Genomic DNA, 22,646 nt, shown 5'->3' with positions numbered 1-22,646 from the left:
AGCGCGTGGAAGGAGCGGACGTGACGGAGATGACGATGGAGGCGGTGGCCAGGGCTTTCTCGAGCCACCGGTTCGAGGATGCCGTACCGCAGTTGGACGACAACATTGTCTGGGAGCTCGTGGGCGGCGAAGCCCTTGCCGGCAAGCTGGCCGTGGTGGATGTCTGCACATCGCTGGCTCGGGACCTCAAGGACGTGCAGACCACCTTTGACCGGTTGAGGGTTATTGTGGCTTCGGCAAGCGTTGTAGTCGACAGTGTTGCCAGCTATTTCTCGGCCGATGGCAGCCTCAGCCGGGTGGCGTCCTGTGACATCTACGACTTCGAGGACGGGCGGGTGGTCCGTATCCGCTCCTACAACATGGAGCTGGCACCGATCAGCTGAAGATCAAGGTGCGGCGTGCCGGCCCACCCAGTCCACCAAGGGCCGCAGCTCCTCCCACAACGCTCCGATTTCCTGCACTGCTGCGGGAGTGTCCAGCCAGGCGGGTTGCCCAAGGTCGGTGCTGGCCGCAAGGGACTTGTGCTTCAGCAGCCCGCCCCGGGGGTGGTCCCGGGGGTACCCGCGCGGGACAGTTTTGAGCTGTTCTCCCTCCACCACAAAACCGGCAGCGCTGACGGCGTCGATGATGTGCCGGAGTGACTCTCCGGTCCCGGACGCATCAACCGAGTTGCGGTACCTCACCAGCTGGGCAGGCGTGTGAGAGTGGTAGCCGCCGCCCACCAGCAGCCCGTCCGCGCTGACCTGCAGGTAGTAGCCCATCCCTTCCTGGATGGAAGCAAAGGCACCCTGTGCCGTTTTGTAGGGCGACTTGTCCTGGGAGAACCGGATGTCCCTGTTGGGCCGGAAAATGCGGCCCGGGCCAAACCGGGGCTCCAGTTCCGCAAGCAGGAGAGTAATGGGTTCCCGGACCAGCTCCTGGTACCTGTCCTTATGCTCCAGCCACCACTCACGGTTGTTGTTGTCCTGCAGCTCTTTGTAGAACTCGAAGGCGCCGGCCGGTATGCCGCGGAAAGTTGTCATGCGTCGATCCTAGGGACGGCTGCCGGCGGTCGCCATGGACCAGGCTCCTATGTGGAAAGCGCCGCGTATGTGGAAAAGCAAAAAACCACCCCGCCACGGGAACCGTGACGGGGTGGTCTTCAAAAGCCCAGGAAGCAGCTGGATCAGCCGATCTTGTTGGCAGCCTCTGCATCCGAGGACGGAGCCGACCCAAAACCTGCGGCGCCAACAGCGACGGCGCCGAGGTTGGCGCGCAGCTTGGCGCCAAGTTCGGCGTCAACGTTGGTCCAGTACTGGATGGCGCGCTCCTTGATGCCAGGGCTCTTGACGCCGCCGACGGCACCGGTGATGGTCTCGAGCAGGCGGGCCTTGGCGCCGTCGTCGTAAACCTCCCGGTACAGGGTGCCGGCCTGGATGAAGTCGCTGTCCTCGGTGTGGAGGGAGTGCGCGGCGAGGGTCAGCTCGCCGTCGTTCTCCCAGCCGCCGGCCGGGTTCTGCGGCTCAACTGCAGCCGGGCCGCCAACGGAGTTGGGGGCGTAGACCGGGACGGAGGGGGCGTTGAAGTGGTAACGCCCGGCGCCGTCCTGGCTGTAGTTGTTGACCTGGTTCTTCGGCTGGTTCACCGGAATCTGGGCGTGGTTGGTGCCCACGCGGTAGCGGTGTGCGTCAGCGTAGGAGAAGATGCGGGCCTGCAGCATCTTGTCCGGGGAAGCGGCAATGCCCGGCACGAAGTTCGACGGCGCGAAGGTGGCCTGTTCGATCTGCGCGAAGTAGTTCTCCGGGTTCCGGTTCAGCTCCATGGTGCCCACCTTGATCAGCGGGTAGTCGCCGTGTGGCCACACCTTGGTCAGGTCGAACGGGTTGAAGCGGTAGGTCTTGGCGTCCTCGTAGGGCATGACCTGCACGTGCAGGTCCCAGGACGGGAAGTTTCCGGCTTCGATGTTCTCGGACAGGTCGCGGATGTAGAAGTCCGCGTCCGAGCCGGCCAACTGCTCGGCCTGCTCGCTGCTCATGGAGTTCACGCCCTGATTGGACTTGAAGTGGTACTTGACCCAGAAACGCTCGCCCTCGGCGTTGACCCACTGGTAGGTGTGTGAGCCGTAGCCCTGCATTTCACGCCAGGAAGCGGGCAGGCCGCGGTCGCCCATGAGCCAGGTGACCTGGTGTGCGGACTCGGGGGACAGGGTCCAGAAGTCCCACTGCATGTCGGCGTCGCGCAGGTGGGTGCCCGGCAGGCGCTTCTGCGAGTGGATGAAGTCCGGGAACTTGATGCCGTCGCGGATGAAGAACACCGGCGTGTTGTTGCCCACGAGGTCGTAATTGCCTTCGGAGGTGTAGAACTTTACGGCGAAACCGCGGGGATCGCGCCAGGTGTCCGGGGAGCCGTTCTCGCCGGCCACGGAGGAGAAGCGGATCAGCATCTCAGTTTCGACGCCTGGCTGGAGGAAGGCTGCCTTCGTGTACTTGGACACGTCCTCGGTGGTCTTGAACGTACCGAATGCACCGCCGCCTTTGGCGTGCACTACGCGCTCCGGCACGCGCTCGCGGTTGAACTGGGCGAGCTTTTCCACCAGGTAATGGTCAGTCAGGATGATGGCGCCGTCGGCACCGGTTGACTTCGAGTGCGCGTCGGACGTTACGGGGGCACCTGACTGGGTTGTTGAAATGGCAGTCATTGTTCTCCTATTTCTCTATTTCTTGTGACGAACGATTGGAAGGAAGTTGTTGGGACTGCTGGCAGTCCTGGCAGATGCCCTGGTACATAACATCGGCGATCTGGATGGTCATTGGCTTGGCGTTCTCGTCCCAGTGGGGGGTGAGGCAGGGGGCGTGGCCCACTGCGCAGTCAACGTCTTCCACCCGGCCGCAGCTGATGCAGATGGCGTGGTGGTGGTTGTCACCCACTCGGGTTTCGTAAAGCGCGGGGGAGTGCGGCGGCTCGAACCTGCGAAGCATGTGCAGGTCCGTCAGGTCCCCCAGCACCACGTAAACGGACTGGGCCGTAAGTTCCGGAAGTTCGGCGCGGGCCGCAGAAAGGATGCTTTCGGCAGGGGAGTGGGGGTGGCGTTCGACGGCGGCAAGGACCGCCAGCCGCTGCTTTGTCACCCTGCGGCCATGGGCGCGCAGGGCGGCAGCCCATGCCTCGTGGCCGTCAAAGTGCTCTGTCATGACACCATTGAAACACCTATTATGAATATCTCACAATAAGGCGCGGCTAACCTCGCTGGAACCGTCAGCCACATACGCACCACTAGGCTTGCAAGGTGGGGAAACTGCTCGCTGACATAACGCCGCTCCAGGAGAGCCCCGCCTTCCGCCGGCTGTGGCTGGGCTCGGCTCTATCCGCCGTCGGAAGCCAACTCACCCTTGTTGCAGTAAGCCTGGAGATCTACCGGCTGACCCAGGACAGCTTCTACGTTGGGCTGCTGGCGGTCTTCGCGCTGGTGCCGCTGGTGATCGGCGGGCTGCTGGGCGGCTCCATTGCCGACTCCCATGATCGGCGGCGCGTAGCGTTGCTTGCCACGACGGTGCTGTGGCTGACCACCGGCTTGATCGCGCTGCAGTCCTGGCTGCAATTGGGCAACGTGTGGGTCCTGTATTTCCTGGTGGCGGTGCAGAGCGGAGCGCAGGCCATCAACCAGCCCGCCCGCAGCGCGATCCTTCCCATGCTGATCCGCACGGAGCTCCTGCCCGCTGCCAACGCGCTCAGCATGATGTCTTTCGGCCTTGCCATGACGGCCGGTCCCTTGCTTGCCGGCGTACTGGTGGCCTGGGTGGGTTTCGGCTGGACCTACACTCTCGACTTCGCGAGCTTCGCGTTGGTGCTGTGGGCCGTCTACCGGCTGCCGCCCTTGCCGCCCTCCGGAAAACGGGGCAGGCCGGGCATCCGTTCGGTCATCGAGGGCTTTCGCTTCCTCGGCACCCGGCCCAACCTGCGGATGACCTTCGTGATTGACCTGATTGCCATGATCCTGGCGCAGCCGCGGGCGCTGATGCCGGCCATCGGCGCCGTGATGATCGGCGGCGGCGAAGCAACGGTTGGGGTGCTGCTGGCTTCCACCGCAATCGGAGCCTTCCTGGCCGGCCTGTTCTCCGGTCCGCTTGGCGGCGTCCGGTGGCAGGGGAATGCCGTGGTCTTCTCGGTGATGGGATGGGGGGGCATCCATCGCCGGTCTCGGGCTGGTGGTGCTGCTGGCCGGGCGATCCCCTGACGGGACGGTCACACTCTGGCTGCTGCCCGCCGCCCTCTGCTGCGCGCTGGCCGGCATTGCCGATTCCATCAGCAGCGTTTTCCGGAACACCATCCTGCAGGCAGCCACGCCTGACCACCTTCGCGGCCGGCTCTAGGGTGTGTTCATCGTGGTGGTCGCAGGGGGTCCCAGGGTCGGCGACCTGTTGGCCGGTGCCGGCACCAGGATCCTGACCGAGGGCTCGGTCCTGATCCTTGGCGGGGTGCTGTGCATCGCCGGGGCGTGGGCGGCCGCCAAATTGCAGCCCGGTTTCCGCCAGTACGACGCACGGAACCCTGCTCCCTAGAAGGCGGTTCCCAAGTTTCCGGCTTCAGCTCGAAAGAGGCCCAGCCGTCCTCTCTTGGCGACGCGCAAAGTTCCCCGCGACATGCAAAGAGGCCGGCGCGGCCCAAATTCGGGGTACGCCAGCCTCTGTGCGTGGCGGCAGAAATTTTGCGCGTCGAAAACGACGGCGGGGCTGCTAGCTGCGGAAGTTCACGAACTGCAGGTCAGCCTCGTCGAAGTCCTTTAGCAGCGCCATGGTGGCCTGCAGGTCGTCGCGGGACTTGGACGTCACGCGCAGTTCATCGCCCTGGATCTGGGACTTCACGGACTTGGGCGCTTCGTCGCGGATCAGCTTGTTGATCTTCTTTGCCAGGTCCTGGGCGATGCCTTCCTTGATGGAGGCTTCGAGGCGGAACTCCTTGCCGGAGGCGTAGGGTTCGCCGGTGTCCAGCGACTTCAGCGAGATGCCGCGGCGGATCAGCTTTGACTGCAGCACGTCCAGTACCGCCAGGACGCGTTCTTCGGAGTTGGCCTTCATGAGGATTTTCTCGCCGCTGAAATCCACCTCGGCACCGACGCCCTTGAAGTCGTAGCGCTGGACCAGTTCCTTCTGGGCCTGGTTCAGGGCGTTGGCCACTTCCTGCTTATCCACTTTGCTTACGACGTCGAACGTTGACTCGCCTGCCATGACTCTCCTTGTGCTGGTGGGAGCCCTGTCCGCGGACAGGGCTTGGGTGGCTGGATTCAAGCCTAATACGGATGCTCCCACTGAGGGGGAGCATCGGTATTCACAGTTCCCTCTCAGCGGACGCTCCGGGGGAACGAAGGAGGTCCGGGCAGAGTTGAAGGAGTTGGGAAGCTGCACGAAGGGAACACCATGCACCGCAAGGCCGTCCGGTATGTCACACGAACCACCTCGGCAGCAGCCGATGCGGTGGCAACAGCAGCAACGTCGGTGGCGGCAGCGGCGGTGGCAGCTTCCATCATCTTCACTCCGGTGGCGGATGCCTCCGCCCGGATGGAGGGTGTCAGCGAGGACCTTCTCCGCGCCGTCCAGCTGAACCAGATCACCGAGGAGCAGGCATTGAAGTTCGAGGCCCGACTGGCAGGACGGATCCTGGGCGAAGCCTGACGCGTCCGGGCAGCGCCGGTTAGGTAAGGTTTGAAAGCCCGGAATCCGCGCCGTTCCGCGCCTAAATGCGCCGATTCGATTCTTCGGCGGAAGTTCTGTAAAGTTGTCTTGCCCGCGGTTACTGGAAGCGGAACGGCTCGGAAACGGACGTTCCACGGACTGCAGCCGGGGGTGATCTTCTTTTGAAGTTCGGCAGATTACCCGAGCGGCCAAAGGGGGCTGACTGTAAATCAGCTGGCAACGCCTACGGGGGTTCGAATCCCTCATCTGCCACCCAAGGAAAAGCCTCCGGAACCACATGGTTCCGGAGGTTTTTTTGTGTTTCCAGGCCTCGTTGAAACGCCCCGAAAGGCTGGCAAGCCGCCGTCGACACCGGCCCTGGCCGGGCGTAGGCTGGCAACATCGGCGCACGTGCCCCGATGCCCTGCGTCGATCAAAGAATCGATAAAGGAGGACCAATGAGTGCCGTACGTGAATTCATGACTACGGACGCGCAGTGTATTAAGGAAAACCAGTCCCTCGCCGATGCCGCCCGGATGATGTTGGATCTGGACTGCGGATCGTTGCCGATCTGTGGTGACGACGGCAAGTTGAGGGGCATGATCACCGACCGCGACATCGTGCTCAAGTGCGTAGCCGCCGGACGCGATCCCCGCGAAATGATGGCCCGTGACCTCGCCTCGGGCAAGCCATTCTGGATTGACGCCGATGCGAACGTGGACGCCGCCATCGAGATGATGGAGACCCGCCAGGTCCGGCGGCTTCCCGTCATCGCCGACCACAAGTTGGTAGGCATTATCAGCCAGGGAGACATCGCCCGCAACTACTCCGAACAGCGTGTGGGTGAGCTCGTGGAGCACATCTCGGAACGCAAGCGGACGAACGCCTAACCGGAAATTTCGCAAGGAATTGCAACCAACGCCACGGAGTCCGCTCCGTGGCGTTACTTCGTGCGCGGACAAGCTTAGGAACCCGCTACAGCCCGCCGGCCAGCCGGTTCAACTGGGTCGGTTCAGCCCCGGCCGCTTCAGCATCGTCAGTTCAGCGCGATCAGGAGCATCTGGCTGGTGCCCGGGATGCAGGTTTGCAGGATTGCCCGCGGGAAACCACCGAAAACTGCGATGACGTCGTTGGTGGTTCCCGGGTTGGGTACCTGGCCCCTGGCCGTTGCCGTGTAGGTTCCGTAGCCCGGGATGCTGACTTTCTCACCCACTCCGATTCCGGAGAAGCGCGCCCAGCCGCCGCAGAAGTCGTGTTCGGTGATGAAGAGCGAGTAGCCGTCGTTGGGGGTGTAGTGGATGGGTCCGATGCAGGCGTCCACCATGGACTGCCCGCCGGCGCCGGCCACGTAAATGGTACGGATTGCGGGAGCTGCCGGAACCGGGGCGGGAGCAGCGGCGGGAGCAGGAGCGGGCGCAGGTGCCGGTGCCGGCGCCGATTCCGGTGCCGGAGCGCTGGCGGGGACAGGTGCCGCCTCGGCTACGGCTACGGCTGGACCGGTCAGAACCAGTGTTTGTCCTGGAACGATGATGCTGAAGGCGTTTAGCCCGTTGGCTGCGAGCATTGCGTTCATGTCCACCCCGAACCTGCCCGCGATGGCGCCTACGGTGTCGCCGGGCGCCACGGTGTACCGGTTGGAATCCGCCGCAGGTGCTGCGGGAGGCGGCTTAGGGGCGGGTGCAGGCTCGACGGCGGGTGGTGCGGGAGTTGCCTTCGCCGGCGTTTCCGCGGCAGGCGGCGCGGCCGCAGGTGCAGCTGCGGGCGCCTGCTCCTGGCCAGCGCCGGAAGAGGTGCCGGCATCGCCGCCGGGGGCAGCCTGGCCCGCGGCTTCAGCGCCGGCCGCTGCTTCGGGGGCCGCCTCGGCAACGGGAGCAGCCGCCGTCGTACCCTGCAGCAGGGAGGTGGCCGGTGCGGCGAGCGCCCCGACCCCGACGGCCGCCACCACGGCAACGGTGGCCATGCCGGCCCACAACTTGTTGCTGATGGTGGGCAGGCCGACTGTCAGGTCAGACCGTGGGACATCGGTGGCGAAACTGCGGCTTGGCGGATCTGTGGCTTCAAAGTTCGGCTGGTTCATGGGTCGCCCATCGGGGTTCGGTCCAGCCAGGCAGCTGCAGGCGCCGCAAGCGAAGGCGGGACGGACGCGGTGTGATGCGCCGGCGGCCCCGTTTCAGGCCGGGCCGCCATCGGCACACGAAGGAGGCGTCCGCATACCCAGAAAATACGGAAGCTCCGCGAGGAGGCACTGCCATCCGGAAGCCATCCGGTGGACAGGCCAGCACTTGTTCGATCCTAGGAATCCCGAGTCTAGGAAGTGCGGACGGCACGGGCACCAGTAGGGATTACCCGAATATTTTGGCCCGGTACTTGGGCGCTTCGGCTCGGATACTCAATCCGGTACCGACCTCCTACTTACCGCCGGGACAGGCTCAACTAGCGGCTGTGCTGGTCCTTCAGCTGGGCGATTTCGCGGCGGAGCAAAGCCATTTCCGCCACCAGTTCTGCCAGCTCGGCACGGACCGGCTCCTCAGCATCGGCCACGGCTTCAGCGGTGTCCTCCACGCGCTGGACCAGCCAGGAAGCGATGGAGGCTGTGACCACGCCCAGGACGGCGATGCCGCTCATCATGAGGGCGGCCGCGACCATTCGTCCGATGGTGGTCACGGGGTACATGTCCCCGTAGCCAACAGTGGTGATGGTGGTCATGGCCCACCACAGGGCATCGCCAAAGGTGACGATCTTGGCGTCCGGGGCGGACTGTTCAACGTCAAGGACGGCGAGTGCGCCCACAAACACCAGCATCGTGGCCGACCCTGCCACGTATGTGACCACGCGTCCCCGGAGCGTGTCGCCCAGGGTCCGGTGCAGTACGGACAGCAGCGTCACCAGCCGGAGCAGGCGCAGCGGCCGAAAGAACGGCAGGGCCACAACAAGCAGTTCATGCAAATTCCGGAAGAACCAGCTGCTCCGGTCATCCGCCAGCCAGAGGTTGGCTATGTAGTCCACGGCAAAGATGCCCCAGGTAGCCCACATCACGGCTTCAAGCCACAGGGCCCCGCTGCCTTCGATGCGGCCGATCACCTGTGACGCATACGCTGCCAGGAAGATGAGCGCCGTCATTGTGAGCGGCCAATCCGCCAGGTCCCGGTAGCGTTGTTGGGTCATGCAGGAAATCCTACGCGGACGGGCCGCGCCGTTTCGCGCCCTAATTCCTCCCTAAGTTACCCGCAGGTAACATGATGGCATGCACCTGCTGTTTCGTACCCTCCTGCTGCTCTTCACCTCTTCCCGCCGCCCGCCGCTGACCGTTTGGGAGAGTTCTTCGCTGCCATTGCGGGTGCTGCCCACGGACATCGACATCGCCATGCACGTCAACAACGGCATGTACCTTTCCCTGATGGACCTGGGCCGGTTCGACCTGATGACCCGGAGCGGCGTATGGAAACGGATGCGGCGCCGGGGCTGGGGGCCGGTGGTCGCCGCGGAAACCATCGCCTTCCGGAAGTCCCTTCAGTTGTGGCAGCAGTACACCATCGAAACCCGCATCATCGGCCTGGACGCCAAGGCCATCTATTTCGAGCAGCGCATGGTGGCCGACGGCGAGATCTACGCCCGCGCCCACATCGCAACCCGGCTGGTTCACAAGGGGAGGCCTGTCAGCCAGGAGGACATCCTGCGGGAGTTCGGCCAGCCGTCCGCGGACCTGGTGCTTCCCGATTGGGTCCACGAGTGGCGCGCTTCCAGCGCCCTTCCCGGCAGCCGGACGCCTGCGCCGCACGCCTGGGGCTAGCGTTCCCCAGGGCGGGGCCCGAGCTGCTGTATATGTGGGCGGGCGGGTTATTCCCAATGACGCGTGGAGCGAACAAACGGCTACGGCCGCGACATCCCGCGCCTCCACGCGTACCGTTGACGCATGGCTACCGTTGACATCACTGGTGAACAGTTCGCATCGACCATCGAGGGCAACGACATTGTCCTGGTGGATTTCTGGGCAGAATGGTGCGGCCCCTGCAAGCAGTTCGGACCCACATACTCCACAGTCTCAGAGAAGCACCCTGACGTCCTCTTTACCAAGGTGGACACCGAGGCTGAGCAGCAGCTCGCCGCCGAGGCAGGCATCTCCTCCATTCCCACCCTGATGGCTTTCCGCGAAAAAGTGCTGGTGTTCTCACAGCCCGGCGCCCTGAACTCACTGCAGCTCGAACAGGTTGTTGACGCTGTCAAGGCACTGGACATGGACGAGGTCCACGCCCACGTGGCGCGCCAGCGGGAAGAAGCCGCTGCCGCAGCGGGCCCGCAGGACGGCACACAGATTCCCGAAGCGTAACCATTCCTTAAATTTCAAGGCAGCGCCCTCCAAGAGGAGGGCGCTGCCTTGTTTTAAGCCGTGGTTAAAGGCCGGACGTCAGAGGCGTTCCAGCTTGACGGGCTCGGCCAGCAGCGCGCTCAGGGATTCGTTCAGGTCCTGGACCGCGATGCCTTTGGAGTGCTTGGCCAGGTCCTCCTCCGACGCCCACTGCTCGGTAAGGACCAGTTTCTCCTCCGTGGCTTCCGTGAGCTCGTAACGGATGCAGCCGGGCTCGTTCACCACCTCGTCGATGGCGATTTCGAGGGCCAGCTTCACACGGTAAAACTCGCCGTCGTTGGGAATGAACGTTGCCTGCAGGTCAATGGGTGAACTCATGAATTTCACAATACCGGCCGCCGCCTGCAGTCCCGGTGCTGTTTACGCCCGCCACCGGACTTTTGCGTTTCTAGGTGCTTCTCTTGCCGGGGGCCGCTTGGTAGCGTGCCATCATGCGTGCTTACACAGCCGGGGACACTGATGTTCCGCTTCTCGAGGAGACCGTCGGCGGGAACTTTGAGCGGGTGGTGGCAAGGTTCCCTTTCCACGACGCCCTGATCGAGGCCGCCCCGGTGCCGGGCGCGGACGCGCGGCGGTGGAGCTACACCAAGATGAACGACGACGTCGACCGGCTGGCGCGTGCCCTCCTCGCCCTGGGTATCACCAAGGGGGACCGGGTGGGGATCTGGAGCCCCAACTGCGCCGAGTGGACGCTGCTGCAGTACGCCACGGCCAAGGCCGGCGCCATCCTTGTCAATGTGAACCCCGCCTACCGCAGCCATGAACTTGAGTTTGTGGTGAAGCAAAACGGCATGCGGATGCTGGTCGCGGCCCCTTCGGACCGGAACAGCGATTACGTGGGCATGGCGCGCCGCGCGCTCGCGGAGTGCCCTAACCTGCGTGAACTTGTGTTTCTGCCCGTGCCGGGCTGGGAAGGGCCAGACGGGCAAGGCCCCGGCGGGGATTGGCTCGACGCCGGCGTTCCGCTAAGCGACGCGGAACTGACGTACGCCGAGCTGCTGAGGCGGGCGGACGACGTCGGGCATTCAGGGCTGCGGGCCCGCATGGCTGAACTCAGCCCGCACGATCCCATCAACCTGCAGTACACCTCCGGGACCACAGGTTTCCCCAAAGGCGCCACGCTGACGCACCACAACATCCTCAACAACGGCTACTCGATAGGGGAGCTGCTCGGCTACACGGAGCACGACCGCGTGGTGATCCCCGTGCCGTTCTACCACTGCTTCGGCATGGTGATCGGCAACCTCAACGCACTGAGCCACGGGGCAGCGACGATCATCCCAGGCCGCGGCTTCAACCCCGCCGCGGTGCTGGAAGCGGTGCAGGACTTTGGCGGCACGTCCCTGTACGGAGTGCCCACCATGTTCATCGCCGAGCTCGCGCTGCCGGACTTTGCCTCCTACGACCTGTCCACGCTTCGCACGGGTGTAATGGCGGGATCGACCTGTCCCATCGAGGTGATGAACCGCGTCATCTCCGAGATGAACATGCGGGACGTGGCCATTTGCTACGGCATGACCGAAACGTCGCCGGTGTCCACCATGACCCGGGACGGTGACACCCTGCAGCACCGCACGCAGACCGTGGGCCGGACCATGCCGCATCTGGAGAGCAAGATCGTGGACCCGGGTTCGGGGGACATCCTCGAGCGCGGGCAGATCGGGGAGCTGTGCACCCGGGGCTACGCGGTGATGGACGGCTACTGGAACCAGCCGGACAAAACCGCAGAGACCATCGACCCAGAAAGCTGGATGCACACCGGCGACCTCGCCCGGATGGATGAAGACGGCTACGTGGTGGTGGAGGGCCGCATCAAGGACATGGTGATCCGGGGCGGGGAGAACATCTATCCGCGGGAAATCGAGGAGTTCCTCTACACGCACCCGTCCATCCAGGACGTGCAGGTGATCGGCGTTCCCGACACCAAGTACGGGGAGGAACTGATGGCGTGCATCATCCTTAGGCCCGGCGCCGAACCGCTGGACGCCGCTGCCGTTGCGGACTTCTGCCGGGGCAAGCTCGCCCACTTCAAAATTCCCCGCTACGTGGACGTCCGGGCGAGCTTCCCCATGACCGTGTCCGGGAAGGTCCGGAAGGTGGAGATGCGGGAGGAAGCCGTGGCCAGGCTGGGGCTTTGAGCGCAGGTGCCTCGCGGGCTGCCGGGGGCCCTGCCGGTTTTAGCGGATGTTGCGGTTGATGGCCCGGACACCCACCACCAGTCCGACGGCGGCAGTCACCGAAGCGGCGAGCAGGCCCAGGAGGGTGTCGGTCCCGACGCTGCCGGCGAACAGCTCCCGTTCCGCGTTCACCAGGTAGGTCAGCGGGTTAAAGAGGCTGGCGGTCTTCATCCAAGCAGGACCGGCCTCGATGGGAAGCATGATCCCGGAGAGGATCATCAGCGGAAACAGTAGCGTCTGCTGCACACCCCAGAAGATCCACTCCTTGTTCTGCGAAACGAGTGCCAGCGCATAGGACAGCGCGCCGACCCCGATCCCGAAGATCCCCAGGATCACCAGCCCGAACAGGACATGCAGCGGGTAGAAGACAAAACCGAACGGGATGCAGACCACGGCGATCAGCAGCCCCTGAACCACCAGCGGCGCCCACTCCTTCAGGGCCCGGCCGATCATCAGTGACGACCGGGACAACGGTGTGGCCAGGATCCGCTCGTACGAACCCGTCATCAGCTCGTACTGCAGGTTGGAGCCGGTCATGGACGTGCCGAACAAGGCAATCATCACCACCACACCGGGCAGGAACCACTGCAGCGTCGACTGGCCCCCGAAGGCCGGTGCGCCCACGGCCGCTCCCAGCAGCGGGCCAAACAGCCCCAGGAACACCAAAGGCTGGATCAGCGAAAAGATCAGCGAGAACGGGTCGCGGAGCGGCAGCAGCATCTCACGCCAGAACACGAACCGGGTGTCATGCAGGACCTGGCCCAGGCCCGGCTTTTCGCGGACCCCGGCTGTGGCGGTTTGTGTGGCCATCAGCGGTTTGCCCCTTCCCTCAGGTTGCGGCCGGTGAGTTCCAGGAACACGTCGTCCAACGTTGGCGGCTTCAGCTCCAGGGACTGGGCGGGAGCGCCGGCATCGTGCATCTCTTTCAGGAGCGCGGGAGCCAGCCGCGCGCCCTCCGGGAGCCGGAGGAGGAAGCGGACCACGCCGTCGTACGAATTTTCGTTGACCTCCCCGCCGGCCGCGGCGCGGCCCAGCAGCCCGCGAACCCCGGAGGCGCTTCCCGCTGCGACCTCGACGGCGAGCAGGTCGCCGGCAAGGTTTGCCTTCAACCGGGCGGCAGTGTCATCGGCGATGATCTGCCCGTGGTCAATGATGATCACCCGCTCGGACATGGAATCCGCCTCGTCCATGTAGTGCGTGGTAAGACAATTGTGGTGCCGTGCTCCTCCCGCATGCGCATGATGTGCTCCCACAGGTTGGCCCGGTTCTGCGGGTCCATTCCGGTGGACGGTTCGTCGAGGAAGAGCAGCCGCGGAGAATGCATCAGGCCCAGTGCCACGTCCATCCTGCGCCGCTGCCCGCCGGACAATTTGATGACGGTCCGCTTGGCGAGGTCCGCCAGGTCGAGGGACTTCAGGAGCTCCTGCGCCCGGGCCATGGCGTCCGCGGAGTTCATGCCGTAAAAACGGCCCTGCATCACCAGCTCGTCAATGACCCGGAAGCTGTGGCCACCGCCGTTGCCCTGGCCGATGTAGCCAATCCGCGCCCGAACCCCGGCGGGGTCGGCGGTGACGTCCGTGCCGGCCACCAAGGCGGTCCCCGAAGTGGGCCGAAGCAGGGTGGTGAGCATGCGCAGCGTGGTGGACTTGCCGGCGCCGTTCGGGCCGAGGAATGCCACCAGTTCGCCGGGGGCAACGTCGATGTTGACGCCCTTGACGGCTTCTACTGTTTCCTTTTTGACGGTGAAAGTCTTTGTTAGTTTGTCCGTGTGGATCATGGGTGACTCCAGAGGATTCGGCTCACCGGGGCTCTGGAACGGGCTCCCAGCGCCACGCTATACCCGATCGCAGGCGCAAGTCCACGGAAAACCGCACCGGCTCACGCCGTCCCGCGGTGTCAGTGCCGGCGGTGGTCCTGGATGGTCATCCGGGGGCCGAAGGTGGGTTTGCGGAAGCCACTGCTTTGGATCATCCGCACCACCCGCTGGCGGTGCCCTTGCCACGGAGCGAGCAGGCGGAGCATGCCGGCGTCGTCCGTCCGCCGCCCCGTCAGGGCAGCCCCAACATAGGCGGCGAGGTGATAGTCGCCCACCGAGATGGAGTCCGGGCAGCCGTGGGTACGCTGGACCACCTCCGCCGCGGTCCAAATGCCGATGCCCGGGATGGTCTGCATTTTCGCCGCCGCTTCCACAGCCGGCAGCGCTGCCAGCCGTTCAAGCGCGACGCCGGCGCGCAGCGCCCGCATGACCGTTGCCGAGCGCTGCGGCCCCACTCCTGCCCTGTGCCACTCCCAGCTGGGAACCTGCAGCCACTGGGCGGCAGTGGGTGCCACCAGCAGCCCAGCGGGAGCCAGGGATCCGGCCTGGGGTGCAGGGGAGCCGTAGCGGTGCAGGAGGTAACGGTAGGCCCGGCGTGCCTCGATCACTGTTACTTTCTGTTCCAGGATGATCGGCACGAGTTGGTCGACCACCCGCCCGCTGGAGGGAAGCCGCAGGGCCAGGCTTCGCCGTCGGGCTTCCCGCACCATGCGGGGGAGCGTGGCGTGGAACGCCGGCTCGTCAAAGCCTTGCCAGTCGTCCTCCGCCCCCAGGAGCCGCGGGACTGACTCGATGGCCGCGCCGGCACCTGGGCCCCACGCCTGCACGTCCACCCGGTGCTCCATCCCGCCGCTGCCGGCCGGAGTGAACCGCACGGTGGCGGGGCCCTCCTCGGTGGTGAAGGCATTCCAGATGACACTGCCTTGGACACTGAAGGACGGATCGCTGTTGCCGCGCAGGAGCGGGCCGAGAGTTTGGGCCAAGTCATAAGGGCCGCCCGGATACCACCGGAGCGAGGCGTCCGCGGCGGCTGCCAGCCGCGGGGGTGCCTCTGCGATTGTCATGCAGCAATCGTCCCACGGCGGGGTGACAAAGCACCCGCCGGGATGGATCGGCGGCGCTTATTCCGGGCCTTATCCCGCGGGCATCCGGGGACTAGACTCCTGCCTGTGGTGCGGAAACACCGCGCCCGCAAGCTCGAAAAACCAGGAGGAAAACGATGGGTGGAGTAGTGCATTTCGAAATCCCCGCGGACGATCAGGAGAGGGCCAGGAGCTTCTACAAGGAGGCCCTCGGCTGGCGGATCGACCCCGTACCGGGCATGGACTACAACATGGTGGTCACCACGCCCATGGACGAGTCCACGGGACAACCCACAGAAGCAGGCGCCATCAACGGCGGCCTGATGGCGCGGGAGGCGGACCTGTCCAACCCCGTGATCACCGTGGACGTGGAGGACATCGAGGCCACCCTGAAGACAGTGGAGTCTTTGGGCGGCGCGGTGGTGAGGCCGAAGGAAACCATCCCGGGGATGGGCTCCTTCGCATATTTCAAGGACACCGAAGGCAACGTGATGGGCCTCTGGGAGAACCTTCCCGCTGACCAGCAGGCGCAGGCCGCCGGGTAGGGGATTGCGCCTGTGAAAGCGGTAGCTTTGTACTCATGAAGTACGCCCAGTCCGTCCTGGACCTCATCGGCAATACCCCGCTCATCAAACTCAACCACGTGACGGAGGGCATCAAAGCCACAGTCCTGGTCAAGCTGGAGTACCTGAACCCCGGCGGATCCATCAAGGACCGCATCGCGGCCAAGATGGTCGAGGACGCGGAGCGGGACGGCAAGCTGCAGCCCGGCGGCACCATCATTGAGCCCACGTCCGGCAACACGGGCGTGGGCCTGGCACTTGTGGCCCAGCAAAAGGGCTACAAGTGCATCTTTGTGGTGCCGGACAAGGTGGGTGAGGACAAGCGGGCCGTCCTGGAGGCTTACGGAGCCGAAGTGGTAGTGACCCCCACCGCCGTCCCGCCGGACAGCCCGCAAAGCTACTACGGCGTCTCGGACCGGCTGGTCCGGGAGACGCCCGGCGCGTACAAGCCGGACCAGTTCTCCAACCCCGCAGCACCCGGCAGCCACTACCAGACCACCGGCCCGGAGATCTGGCGCGATACCGACGGCAGGATCACGCACTGCGTCATCGGCGCCGGCACCGGCGGCACCATCACCGGCACGGGCCGCTTCCTCAAGGAAGTTTCGGCGGACAGGCCGGCACCCGACGGCGGGGTGGTCCGGATCATCGGCGCGGACCCCGAAGGTTCGGTCTACTCAGGCGGCACAGGACGCCCCTACTTCGTGGAGGGCGTGGGGGAGGACATGTGGCCGGCGAACTACGACAAGTCCGTCCCGGACCAGGTCATTGCCGTCACCGACGCCGACTCGTTCGCCATGACCCGCCGCCTCGCCCGCGAGGAGGGCCTGCTGGTGGGCGGATCCTCGGGTATGGCTGTGGTGGCCGCGCTGCAGGTGGCGCGGGACCTGCCGGAGTCCGCCGTCGTCGTCGTAATCCTTCCTGACTCAGGCCGCGGCTACCTCGCCAAAATTTTCAATGACCAGTGGATGCGGTCCTACGGCTTCCTCGCGGGCGGCGAGGAGACCTCCGTGGGTGAGGTCATCAGTTCCAAGAACGGCGAGCTGCCGGACCTGGTGCACATCCACCCCAATGAGTCCGTCCGCGATGTCATCAACATCATGAACGAGTTCGGCGTCAGCCACATCCCGGTCCTGTCCCAGGAGCCTCCGGTGGTGATGGGCGAGGTGCTCGGCGCGGTGGATGAGCGCACCCTCACGGCCAAGCTGTTCCGCGGCGAAGCCAAGCTGACGGACAAAATCTCCGAGCACATGGGCCCCAAGCTGCCTGTCATCGGTTCGCTCGAAACCATCTCGGCCGCGAGGGAGCTGCTCTCGGATGTGGACACCGTGATGGTGACGTTCGTGGGCGCACCGGTGGGCATCCTGACCCGGCACGACCTGCTGGCCTACCTCAGCAACTGACAGCAACACCGCCGTAAAGGAGCATCATGTCCGTATCGAAGAACCAGGGTTTCAACACCCGCGCCGTACACGCCGGCCAGGCTTTTGAGCCCCGCACCGGGGCCGTTGTGCCGCCGCTGCACTTCAGCTCCACCTACGCCCAAGACGGCATCGGGGTACTGCGGGACGGCTATGAATACGGCCGCGGCGGCAACCCCACCCGTGACGCGCTGCAGGAACAGCTTGCTGCGCTTGAAGGCGGCACCCACGCCTACAGCTTCAGCTCCGGACTGGCGGCCGAGGACTCCCTCATCCGCGCCCTCACCCGCCCCGGGGACCACATTGTGCTGGGCAACGACGCCTACGGCGGCACCTACCGCTTGATCAGCCGGGTGCTGGGCGACTGGGGGATCGGCAACACCCCGGTGGACATGGCCGATCTCGACGCCGTCACCAAGGCCGTCGCCGCCAACAAAACCCGCTTCGTCTGGGTGGAGACGCCGTCCAACCCGCTGATGAAGATCACGGACATTGAGGCCCTCGCTGCGGTGGCGCACGACGCCGGCGCCCTCCTGGTGGTGGACAACACCTTCGCTTCGCCCTACCTGCAGACGCCGCTCGCGCTGGGTGCCGACATCGTGGTGCACTCCACCACCAAGTACATTGGCGGGCACTCGGACGTGGTGGGCGGGGCCGTGGTGGTCAAGGATGCTGAACTGGCCGAAAAGATCGGCTTTGTGCAGTTCGCCGTAGGCGCCGTCTCGGGTCCAATGGACGCCTTCCTTACCACGCGCGGCCTCAAAACGCTGGGTGTGCGGATGGACCGGCACAGCCTCAACGGCCAGGCCGTAGCGGAATGGCTGCTGGAACGCCCCGAGGTTGAAGCCGTCCTCTACCCGGGGCTGCCGTCCCACCCCGGCCACGAGCTGGCCAGGAAGCAGATGCGGAGCTTCGGCGGCATGGTTTCAGTCCAGTTCAAGGGCGGTGAAGCGGCCGCCCGGAAGGTGGCTGAAGCCACCTCCGTGTTCACCCTGGCGGAGTCCCTGGGCGGCATTGAATCGCTGATGAACTACCCGTCCGAGATGACCCACGCGTCGGTCAAGGGTACGGAACTGGCTGTTCCGGTGAACCTGCTCCGCCTGTCCTGCGGCATCGAGGACGTGGAGGACCTGGTGGCTGACCTCGACCAGGCCTTCTCCTCCATCCCCTGAACTCCTTCGGATACTGGCTTTCTTGAAGAAAGCCAGCTAGGGTGCCGGTATGGCACTCCGATCAGACTGGTCCCGGCGCAACTGCAGCATGGCCCGCGGCCTGAATGTTCTTGGCGATCCCTGGTCCATCCTCGTGCTCCGGGAGGTGTTCTTTGGGATAGGCCGCTTCGACGCCATGAAGGCCCGGCTGGAAGTGGCCGACTCCGTCCTCACCAAGCGCCTGGCAAACCTCGTGGAATCCGGGCTGCTGACCAAAAGGGCCTACGACGACGGCGGCCGCACCAGGAGCGAGTACGTCCTCACACCCAAGGGCGAAGACGCCCTCCCGGTGCTGAACGCGGTCACCATCTGGGCGGAGAAACACCTGCCGGCTCCATCGGAGCAGGCGCACATGTACGTCATCCACTCCGGCTGCGGGCAGCGCACCAGCTCCGCGGATACCTGCACGGGGTGCGGTGAACGGCTGACCGCCGCCAACACGAGCTGGCACAGCCAAACAAGGACCAAGGCGCCCGTGGAGCTGGCCACCGCTGCGGTGCCGTCCTCCGAAGGAAAGAAGGGGGCAGCCGCATGAGCGCCGACCGCACGGTAGACGTCAACCAACCCGCCGCGGACGCCAGCCCGGCCGCCGCCGGCGGAACTGCCAGGCACGGGTCCGTCGGTGTTCCCGCACCTTCCCGTCCCCGGCGCTTCCACCCCGCCTGGATTGTGGCCGCCGTGGCCTTCCTTGCCCTGGTCGGCGCCGCCGGGTTCCGCGCCGCGCCCGGGGTCCTGATGGTGCCGCTGCAGCAGGAGTTCGGCTGGTCCACCACCGTTTTGTCGGCAGCAGTCAGCATCAATCTGGTCCTCTTTGGGCTGACGGCACCGTTCGCGGCTGCGCTGATGGAGCGGTTCGGCATCCGGGCCGTAACGGCCACCGCGCTGGTGCTGATCGGCGCAGGCAGCGCCCTTACCGTGCTGGTGAACCAGGCCTGGCAGATCCTGCTGACCTGGGGCCTGCTGATCGGGCTCGGCACGGGCTCCATGGCACTGGTCTTCGCCGCCACGATCGCCAACACCTGGTTCGTCAAGAGCCGCGGGCTGGTGATCGGCATCCTTACGGCGGGGAGCGCCGCCGGGCAACTGGTCTTCCTGCCGTTCATCGCCATGCTGGCCCAGGACCCGGGCTGGCGGCAGGCTTCCCTGCTGATCGCCGCCGGCGCCCTGGCTGTGGTCCCGTTGGTGCTGAAGTTCCTCAAAAACTCCCCGGCCGACGTCGGCGTGCTGCCATACGGGGAAACCGCACCTGCCGGCGAAACTGCGATACTGACGCCCCCTGCGGAGGCCGGTCCTCGGGCGAACGCCGCAGTGCGTGCCCTGCAGGTCCTCAAGAGGGCCAGCCGTATCCGCACCTTCTGGGCTTTGGTGGCCGGGTTCGCGATCTGCGGAGCCACCACCAACGGCCTGATCGGCACCCACTTCATCCCCTCCGCGCACGATCACGGCATGCCCGAAACCACCGCCGCCGGCCTGCTCGCCGTCGTCGGCATTTTCGACATCGTGGGCACTATCGCCTCCGGCTGGCTGACCGACCGGTTCAACCCGAGGATCCTGCTCGCTGTCTACTACCAGTTCCGCGGGATCGGCCTGCTGGTGCTTCCCCTGCTCCTGAGCGCCGAAGTCCAGCCCAGCATGATCGTTTTTGTGGTGATTTACGGCCTCGACTGGGTGGCCACTGTGCCCCCGACTGCGGCCATCTGCCGGGAAACGTTCGGCGCGGACGGCAGCGTGGTGTTTGGCTGGGTATTCGCGGCCCACCAGTTCGGGGCGGCCGCGGCTGCACTGGGCGCCGGCGCCATCAGGGACGCCACCGGCCAGTACACCTACGCGTGGTTCGGCGCGGCAGCCATGTGCACCATCGCGGCGGTGATCAGCGCTACGATCCGCAAGCACGGCAGCTCCAAGGAACCCGCTCCCGCCGGTGCCGCCGCCTGACCTGGTCGCCGTGGGATGGCCAGTACGCTGGTCGAATGGAAACCCCTTCCGAAGGCCCCGTCCGGAACGTCGCACTGATCACCGGCGCGGGCCGGCTTGCCTCCATCGGCGCCGGCATCGCCCGCCAGCTTGCCGCTGAAGGCTGGGACCTGGTGCTGGCTTACTGGCAGGACTACGATGCCCGGATGCCGTGGGGGAGCGAGTCGGATGACGTCGTCCGTTTGACCGCCGAGCTGGAAGCAATCGGTGCGAGCGTCCATCCTGTGTCCGCAAACCTTGAAGACCCTGCAACGCCGGAGCAGCTGCTGGCTGAAGCGGTGCGGCTGGCCGGTCCGCTGCAGGGGATGGTGCTCAGCCACGCCGAGTCGGTGGACTCCGGCATCCTGGACACGAGCCTGGAATCGTTCGAGCGCCACTTTGCCGTGAACACGCGGGCCAGCTGGCAGCTGATCGCCGGGTTCGCGCGGCAGGCAACGTCCGACGGCGGCGCGATTGTTGCGCTGACCAGTGACCACACAGCGTTTAACCTTCCCTACGGCGCCTCGAAGGGGGCGCTGGACCGAATCGTGATTGCCGCCGCCCGCGAGCTGGGGCCGCAGGGCATCTCAGCCAACGTGCTGAACCCGGGGCCGGTGGATACGGGTTGGATGGACGACGGGATCAGGGAAGCCGTCCTGGCCCGCCAGCCGACCGGACGCCTGGGCACCCCTGCCGACATCGCCGGGACGGTGGCGTTCCTGCTCTCACCCGCGGGCCGCTGGGTCTCCGGCCAGCTCATCAAGTCCGACGGCGGCTTTTCCGCGTAGACACTGCCCTGCTCCCAACTAATACGCGCTAAGTGCCGTTTTGAACCGTCAAAACGACACTTAGCGCAACCTACTTGGGGAGGGAGCTGGTGGTTTGCCCGGCGGGAGCCTTCCCCGTGAAATAGCCGCGGGTTGCAGGGAGGAACCGGCAGGCCACTGCGAGAACCACACCCAGGGCCAGCAGCAGCACGCCGCTGATGAAGGCACCCCCGACGCCGAAGATCTGGGTGTCCCCGTACGCCGGGTCCCACATTTGGACGGCGGAGATGAAGAAGGCAGCGGTCAGCAGCAGCGCGCCCACCAGCGGAAGGATGCCCCGGAACCACAGATTTCGTGCGGACTGACGCAGCGTTTTCCGGAAGTACCAGAAGCAGGCGTATCCCGTGAGGGCGTAATAGAACGCGATGAACAGGCTGATGGCGCTGATCGAGTCCGAGAGCAGGTTTTCGCTCAGGAGGCTCATGGCCACGTAATAGGAAATGGCGGCGGCCCCCATGACCTGGGTGGAGAAACCGGGCGTCTGGTTCTTGGCGTGCACCTCGCCGAACTTCGCTGGCAGCGCGCCATGGACCCCCATGGACAGGGTTCCGCGGGCAGTGGGCAGGATGGTGGTCTGGGTGGAGGACAGCACCGAAGCCAGGACAGCGACGACGATCAGCCAGCCCCACGGTCCCAGCACCACGTCCTTCATGGCCCGGAACACATCGTCCTGGTTGGCCTCGTTACCCAGGCCTATCCCGTCAGTGCCAACGGTGGCGTACATCATCACCAGAAGTGCAACGGATACATAGATGGCTACCAGGACGAACGCGGAGATCACGGCCCCCCGGCCTGGGGTGGTGGAGGGGTTCTCGGTTTCCTCGTTGACCGCCAGGCAGGTGTCCCAGCCCCAGTAGATGAAGAGTGCGAGCAGCACCCCGTGCACCACGGCGCCGGGGTCTGCGAAGGCACCAACAGGGTTGAACCACTCAAAATTGAAGGACTGGATGGTTGTGTCGCCGCGGGCTGAACCGCTGACGATCCCCACAACAATGGCAAGTGCAAAGATACCCAGCGATATGTACTGCACGTAGGTCAGGACCCGCTGGACGTGCTCGCCCAGCCGGATGCCCCGGTAATTTACCAGTGTCATCACGGCGATGAACAGCACGCCCGTGGCAGTGACCAGTACCTTGTTCTCGGCCAGTGAGCCGTCACTCACCAAGAGCCAGAGGTATTGGCCCGCCACCTGCGCGAGATTGGCCAGCACCACGATGCCGGCAAGCGCAACACCCCAGCCGCCCAGCCATCCCGCCCATGGCCCGAAAGCCCGCCTGGACCAGGTGAAGGTGGTGCCGCAGTCCGGGATGGCACTGTTGAGTTCGCGGAAGGCATAGGCGATGAACAGGACCGGGATGAAGCCCAGCAGCAGGATCAGGGGAGTGTGGTCCCCGTTCACCTCAACAATAAGGCCCAGGGTCGCGGCGAGCGAATACACCGGCGCCGTTGATGCCAGGCCCAGCATGACCGAGTCGCCGAGGTCCAGGACGCCGGCGCGGAGCCCCTTGGGCGGAACGGAGGTGCCGGGCACGCCGCCCGGTCCTCCCGCCGTCGTGGTCTCTGTGCTCATAGTGTCACCGGG

Annotated in this window: 22 protein-coding genes, 1 tRNA gene and 2 pseudogenes; 14 read left to right on the top strand and 11 right to left on the bottom strand. The window is 65.4% G+C overall.

The annotated features are described in order from the left end of the window. Window positions 1-29 precede the first annotated feature (29 nt). On the top strand, window positions 30-383 hold the full coding sequence (locus tag CXQ88_RS02855) for a nuclear transport factor 2 family protein (RefSeq protein WP_258061671.1): 354 nt from the start codon (window positions 30-32) through the stop codon (window positions 381-383). Window positions 384-386: 3 nt separating this feature from the next. On the opposite strand, the gene CXQ88_RS02850 is transcribed toward CXQ88_RS02855, so the two are convergent. The 3 genes from CXQ88_RS02850 to CXQ88_RS02840 form a co-directional block, all read right to left on the bottom strand. Next, window positions 387-1,022: a DUF2461 domain-containing protein gene (locus tag CXQ88_RS02850; RefSeq protein WP_104042618.1), complete on the bottom strand. Its 636-nt coding sequence runs from the start codon at window positions 1,020-1,022 to the stop codon at window positions 387-389. 143 nt (window positions 1,023-1,165) lie between these two features. Then, a complete protein-coding gene (locus CXQ88_RS02845) occupies window positions 1,166-2,677 on the bottom strand; it encodes a catalase (RefSeq protein WP_104042617.1) in 1,512 nt (503 codons plus the stop codon). Between the two features lie 7 nt (window positions 2,678-2,684). Next, complete coding sequence (locus CXQ88_RS02840; RefSeq protein ID WP_104042616.1) at window positions 2,685-3,170, bottom strand: Fur family transcriptional regulator; 486 nt, start codon at window positions 3,168-3,170, stop codon at window positions 2,685-2,687. Between the two features lie 95 nt (window positions 3,171-3,265). Here CXQ88_RS02840 and CXQ88_RS02835 point away from each other — a divergent pair. Beyond that, window positions 3,266-4,538, top strand: a pseudogene (locus tag CXQ88_RS02835) (MFS transporter). A 174-nt stretch (window positions 4,539-4,712) separates the two neighbouring features. Here the strand turns inward: CXQ88_RS02835 and CXQ88_RS02830 are convergent. Then, a complete protein-coding gene (locus tag CXQ88_RS02830) occupies window positions 4,713-5,204 on the bottom strand; it encodes a YajQ family cyclic di-GMP-binding protein (protein ID WP_104042615.1) in 492 nt (163 codons plus the stop codon). Window positions 5,205-5,393: 189 nt separating this feature from the next. Here CXQ88_RS02830 and CXQ88_RS02825 point away from each other — a divergent pair, with 189 nt between their 5' ends. The 3 genes from CXQ88_RS02825 (at window position 5,394) to CXQ88_RS02815 (ending at window position 6,538) form a co-directional block, all read left to right on the top strand. After that, window positions 5,394-5,648 (top strand): hypothetical protein, encoded by a 255-nt coding sequence (locus CXQ88_RS02825; protein ID WP_104042614.1) that lies wholly within the window; start codon window positions 5,394-5,396, stop codon window positions 5,646-5,648. 191 nt (window positions 5,649-5,839) lie between these two features. Further along, window positions 5,840-5,921, top strand: a tRNA-Tyr gene (locus CXQ88_RS02820). 185 nt (window positions 5,922-6,106) lie between these two features. After that, complete coding sequence (locus CXQ88_RS02815; RefSeq protein WP_104042613.1) at window positions 6,107-6,538, top strand: CBS domain-containing protein; 432 nt, start codon at window positions 6,107-6,109, stop codon at window positions 6,536-6,538. A 146-nt stretch (window positions 6,539-6,684) separates the two neighbouring features. On the opposite strand, the gene CXQ88_RS02810 is transcribed toward CXQ88_RS02815, so the two are convergent. Continuing rightward, complete coding sequence (locus CXQ88_RS02810) at window positions 6,685-7,725, bottom strand: LysM peptidoglycan-binding domain-containing protein (protein ID WP_104042612.1); 1,041 nt, start codon at window positions 7,723-7,725, stop codon at window positions 6,685-6,687. Between the two features lie 356 nt (window positions 7,726-8,081). Continuing rightward, the gene (locus tag CXQ88_RS02805; RefSeq protein WP_104042611.1) at window positions 8,082-8,813 is read right to left on the bottom strand and encodes a potassium channel family protein; all 732 of its coding nucleotides are present in this window, start codon (window positions 8,811-8,813) and stop codon (window positions 8,082-8,084) included. A 79-nt stretch (window positions 8,814-8,892) separates the two neighbouring features. On the opposite strand from CXQ88_RS02805, the gene CXQ88_RS02800 reads away from it, so the two are divergent. After that, on the top strand, window positions 8,893-9,438 hold the full coding sequence (locus CXQ88_RS02800) for an acyl-CoA thioesterase (RefSeq protein WP_104042610.1): 546 nt from the start codon (window positions 8,893-8,895) through the stop codon (window positions 9,436-9,438). A gap of 123 nt (window positions 9,439-9,561) precedes the next feature. After that, window positions 9,562-9,975, top strand: coding sequence for a thioredoxin family protein (locus CXQ88_RS02795; RefSeq protein ID WP_104042609.1), 414 nt, complete (start codon window positions 9,562-9,564; stop codon window positions 9,973-9,975). A 78-nt stretch (window positions 9,976-10,053) separates the two neighbouring features. On the opposite strand, the gene CXQ88_RS02790 is transcribed toward CXQ88_RS02795, so the two are convergent. Beyond that, the gene (locus CXQ88_RS02790; protein ID WP_104042608.1) at window positions 10,054-10,332 is read right to left on the bottom strand and encodes a putative quinol monooxygenase; all 279 of its coding nucleotides are present in this window, start codon (window positions 10,330-10,332) and stop codon (window positions 10,054-10,056) included. A 113-nt stretch (window positions 10,333-10,445) separates the two neighbouring features. Here CXQ88_RS02790 and CXQ88_RS02785 point away from each other — a divergent pair, with 113 nt between their 5' ends. Continuing rightward, a complete protein-coding gene (locus CXQ88_RS02785) occupies window positions 10,446-12,152 on the top strand; it encodes an AMP-binding protein (RefSeq protein ID WP_104042607.1) in 1,707 nt (568 codons plus the stop codon). Window positions 12,153-12,191: 39 nt separating this feature from the next. Here the strand turns inward: CXQ88_RS02785 and CXQ88_RS02780 are convergent, their stop codons facing one another. The 3 genes and pseudogenes from CXQ88_RS02780 to CXQ88_RS02770 all read right to left on the bottom strand — a co-directional run bounded on the left by CXQ88_RS02780 (window position 12,192) and on the right by CXQ88_RS02770 (window position 15,071). Further along, complete coding sequence (locus CXQ88_RS02780; protein ID WP_104042606.1) at window positions 12,192-13,001, bottom strand: ABC transporter permease; 810 nt, start codon at window positions 12,999-13,001, stop codon at window positions 12,192-12,194. After that, a pseudogene (locus CXQ88_RS02775) lies at window positions 13,001-13,968 on the bottom strand (ATP-binding cassette domain-containing protein). The gene CXQ88_RS02780 and the pseudogene CXQ88_RS02775 overlap by 1 nt, the downstream one beginning before the upstream one ends. A gap of 119 nt (window positions 13,969-14,087) precedes the next feature. Then, window positions 14,088-15,071 carry a DNA-3-methyladenine glycosylase family protein gene (locus CXQ88_RS02770; RefSeq protein ID WP_104042605.1) on the bottom strand — a complete coding sequence of 328 codons (984 nt, stop codon included), beginning with the start codon at window positions 15,069-15,071 and terminating at the stop codon, window positions 14,088-14,090. A 155-nt stretch (window positions 15,072-15,226) separates the two neighbouring features. Here CXQ88_RS02770 and CXQ88_RS02765 point away from each other — a divergent pair, with 155 nt between their 5' ends. Genes CXQ88_RS02765 through CXQ88_RS02740 form a run of 6 tightly spaced genes read left to right on the top strand, consistent with a single transcriptional unit; the run spans window position 15,227 to window position 21,025 of the window. After that, window positions 15,227-15,634: a VOC family protein gene (locus CXQ88_RS02765; protein ID WP_104042604.1), complete on the top strand. Its 408-nt coding sequence runs from the start codon at window positions 15,227-15,229 to the stop codon at window positions 15,632-15,634. Window positions 15,635-15,669: 35 nt separating this feature from the next. Further along, the gene (locus tag CXQ88_RS02760) at window positions 15,670-17,055 is read left to right on the top strand and encodes a cystathionine beta-synthase (RefSeq protein ID WP_104042603.1); all 1,386 of its coding nucleotides are present in this window, start codon (window positions 15,670-15,672) and stop codon (window positions 17,053-17,055) included. A gap of 26 nt (window positions 17,056-17,081) precedes the next feature. Continuing rightward, window positions 17,082-18,245 (top strand): cystathionine gamma-synthase, encoded by a 1,164-nt coding sequence (locus CXQ88_RS02755; protein ID WP_104042602.1) that lies wholly within the window; start codon window positions 17,082-17,084, stop codon window positions 18,243-18,245. 49 nt (window positions 18,246-18,294) lie between these two features. Then, window positions 18,295-18,819 carry a winged helix-turn-helix transcriptional regulator gene (locus CXQ88_RS02750; protein WP_104042601.1) on the top strand — a complete coding sequence of 175 codons (525 nt, stop codon included), beginning with the start codon at window positions 18,295-18,297 and terminating at the stop codon, window positions 18,817-18,819. Further along, window positions 18,816-20,219, top strand: coding sequence for an MFS transporter (locus CXQ88_RS02745; protein ID WP_258061658.1), 1,404 nt, complete (start codon window positions 18,816-18,818; stop codon window positions 20,217-20,219). Before CXQ88_RS02750 ends, CXQ88_RS02745 begins: the two co-directional genes overlap by 4 nt. A gap of 35 nt (window positions 20,220-20,254) precedes the next feature. After that, window positions 20,255-21,025, top strand: coding sequence for an SDR family oxidoreductase (locus tag CXQ88_RS02740; RefSeq protein WP_104042600.1), 771 nt, complete (start codon window positions 20,255-20,257; stop codon window positions 21,023-21,025). Window positions 21,026-21,095: 70 nt separating this feature from the next. Here CXQ88_RS02740 and CXQ88_RS02735 read toward each other — a convergent pair whose 3' ends face one another. Next, entirely contained in the window at window positions 21,096-22,634 is a 1,539-nt protein-coding gene (locus CXQ88_RS02735; protein ID WP_104042599.1) for an APC family permease, read from the bottom strand. Window positions 22,635-22,646 lie beyond the last annotated feature (12 nt).

The sequence above is a fragment of the Arthrobacter sp. ZGTC412 genome, assembly GCF_002929215.1.
In the GTDB taxonomy this organism is placed as follows: domain Bacteria; phylum Actinomycetota; class Actinomycetes; order Actinomycetales; family Micrococcaceae; genus Arthrobacter.
Note: the sequence above shows the minus strand (reverse complement) of the source record. Positions and strands in the feature narration are given on the sequence as shown.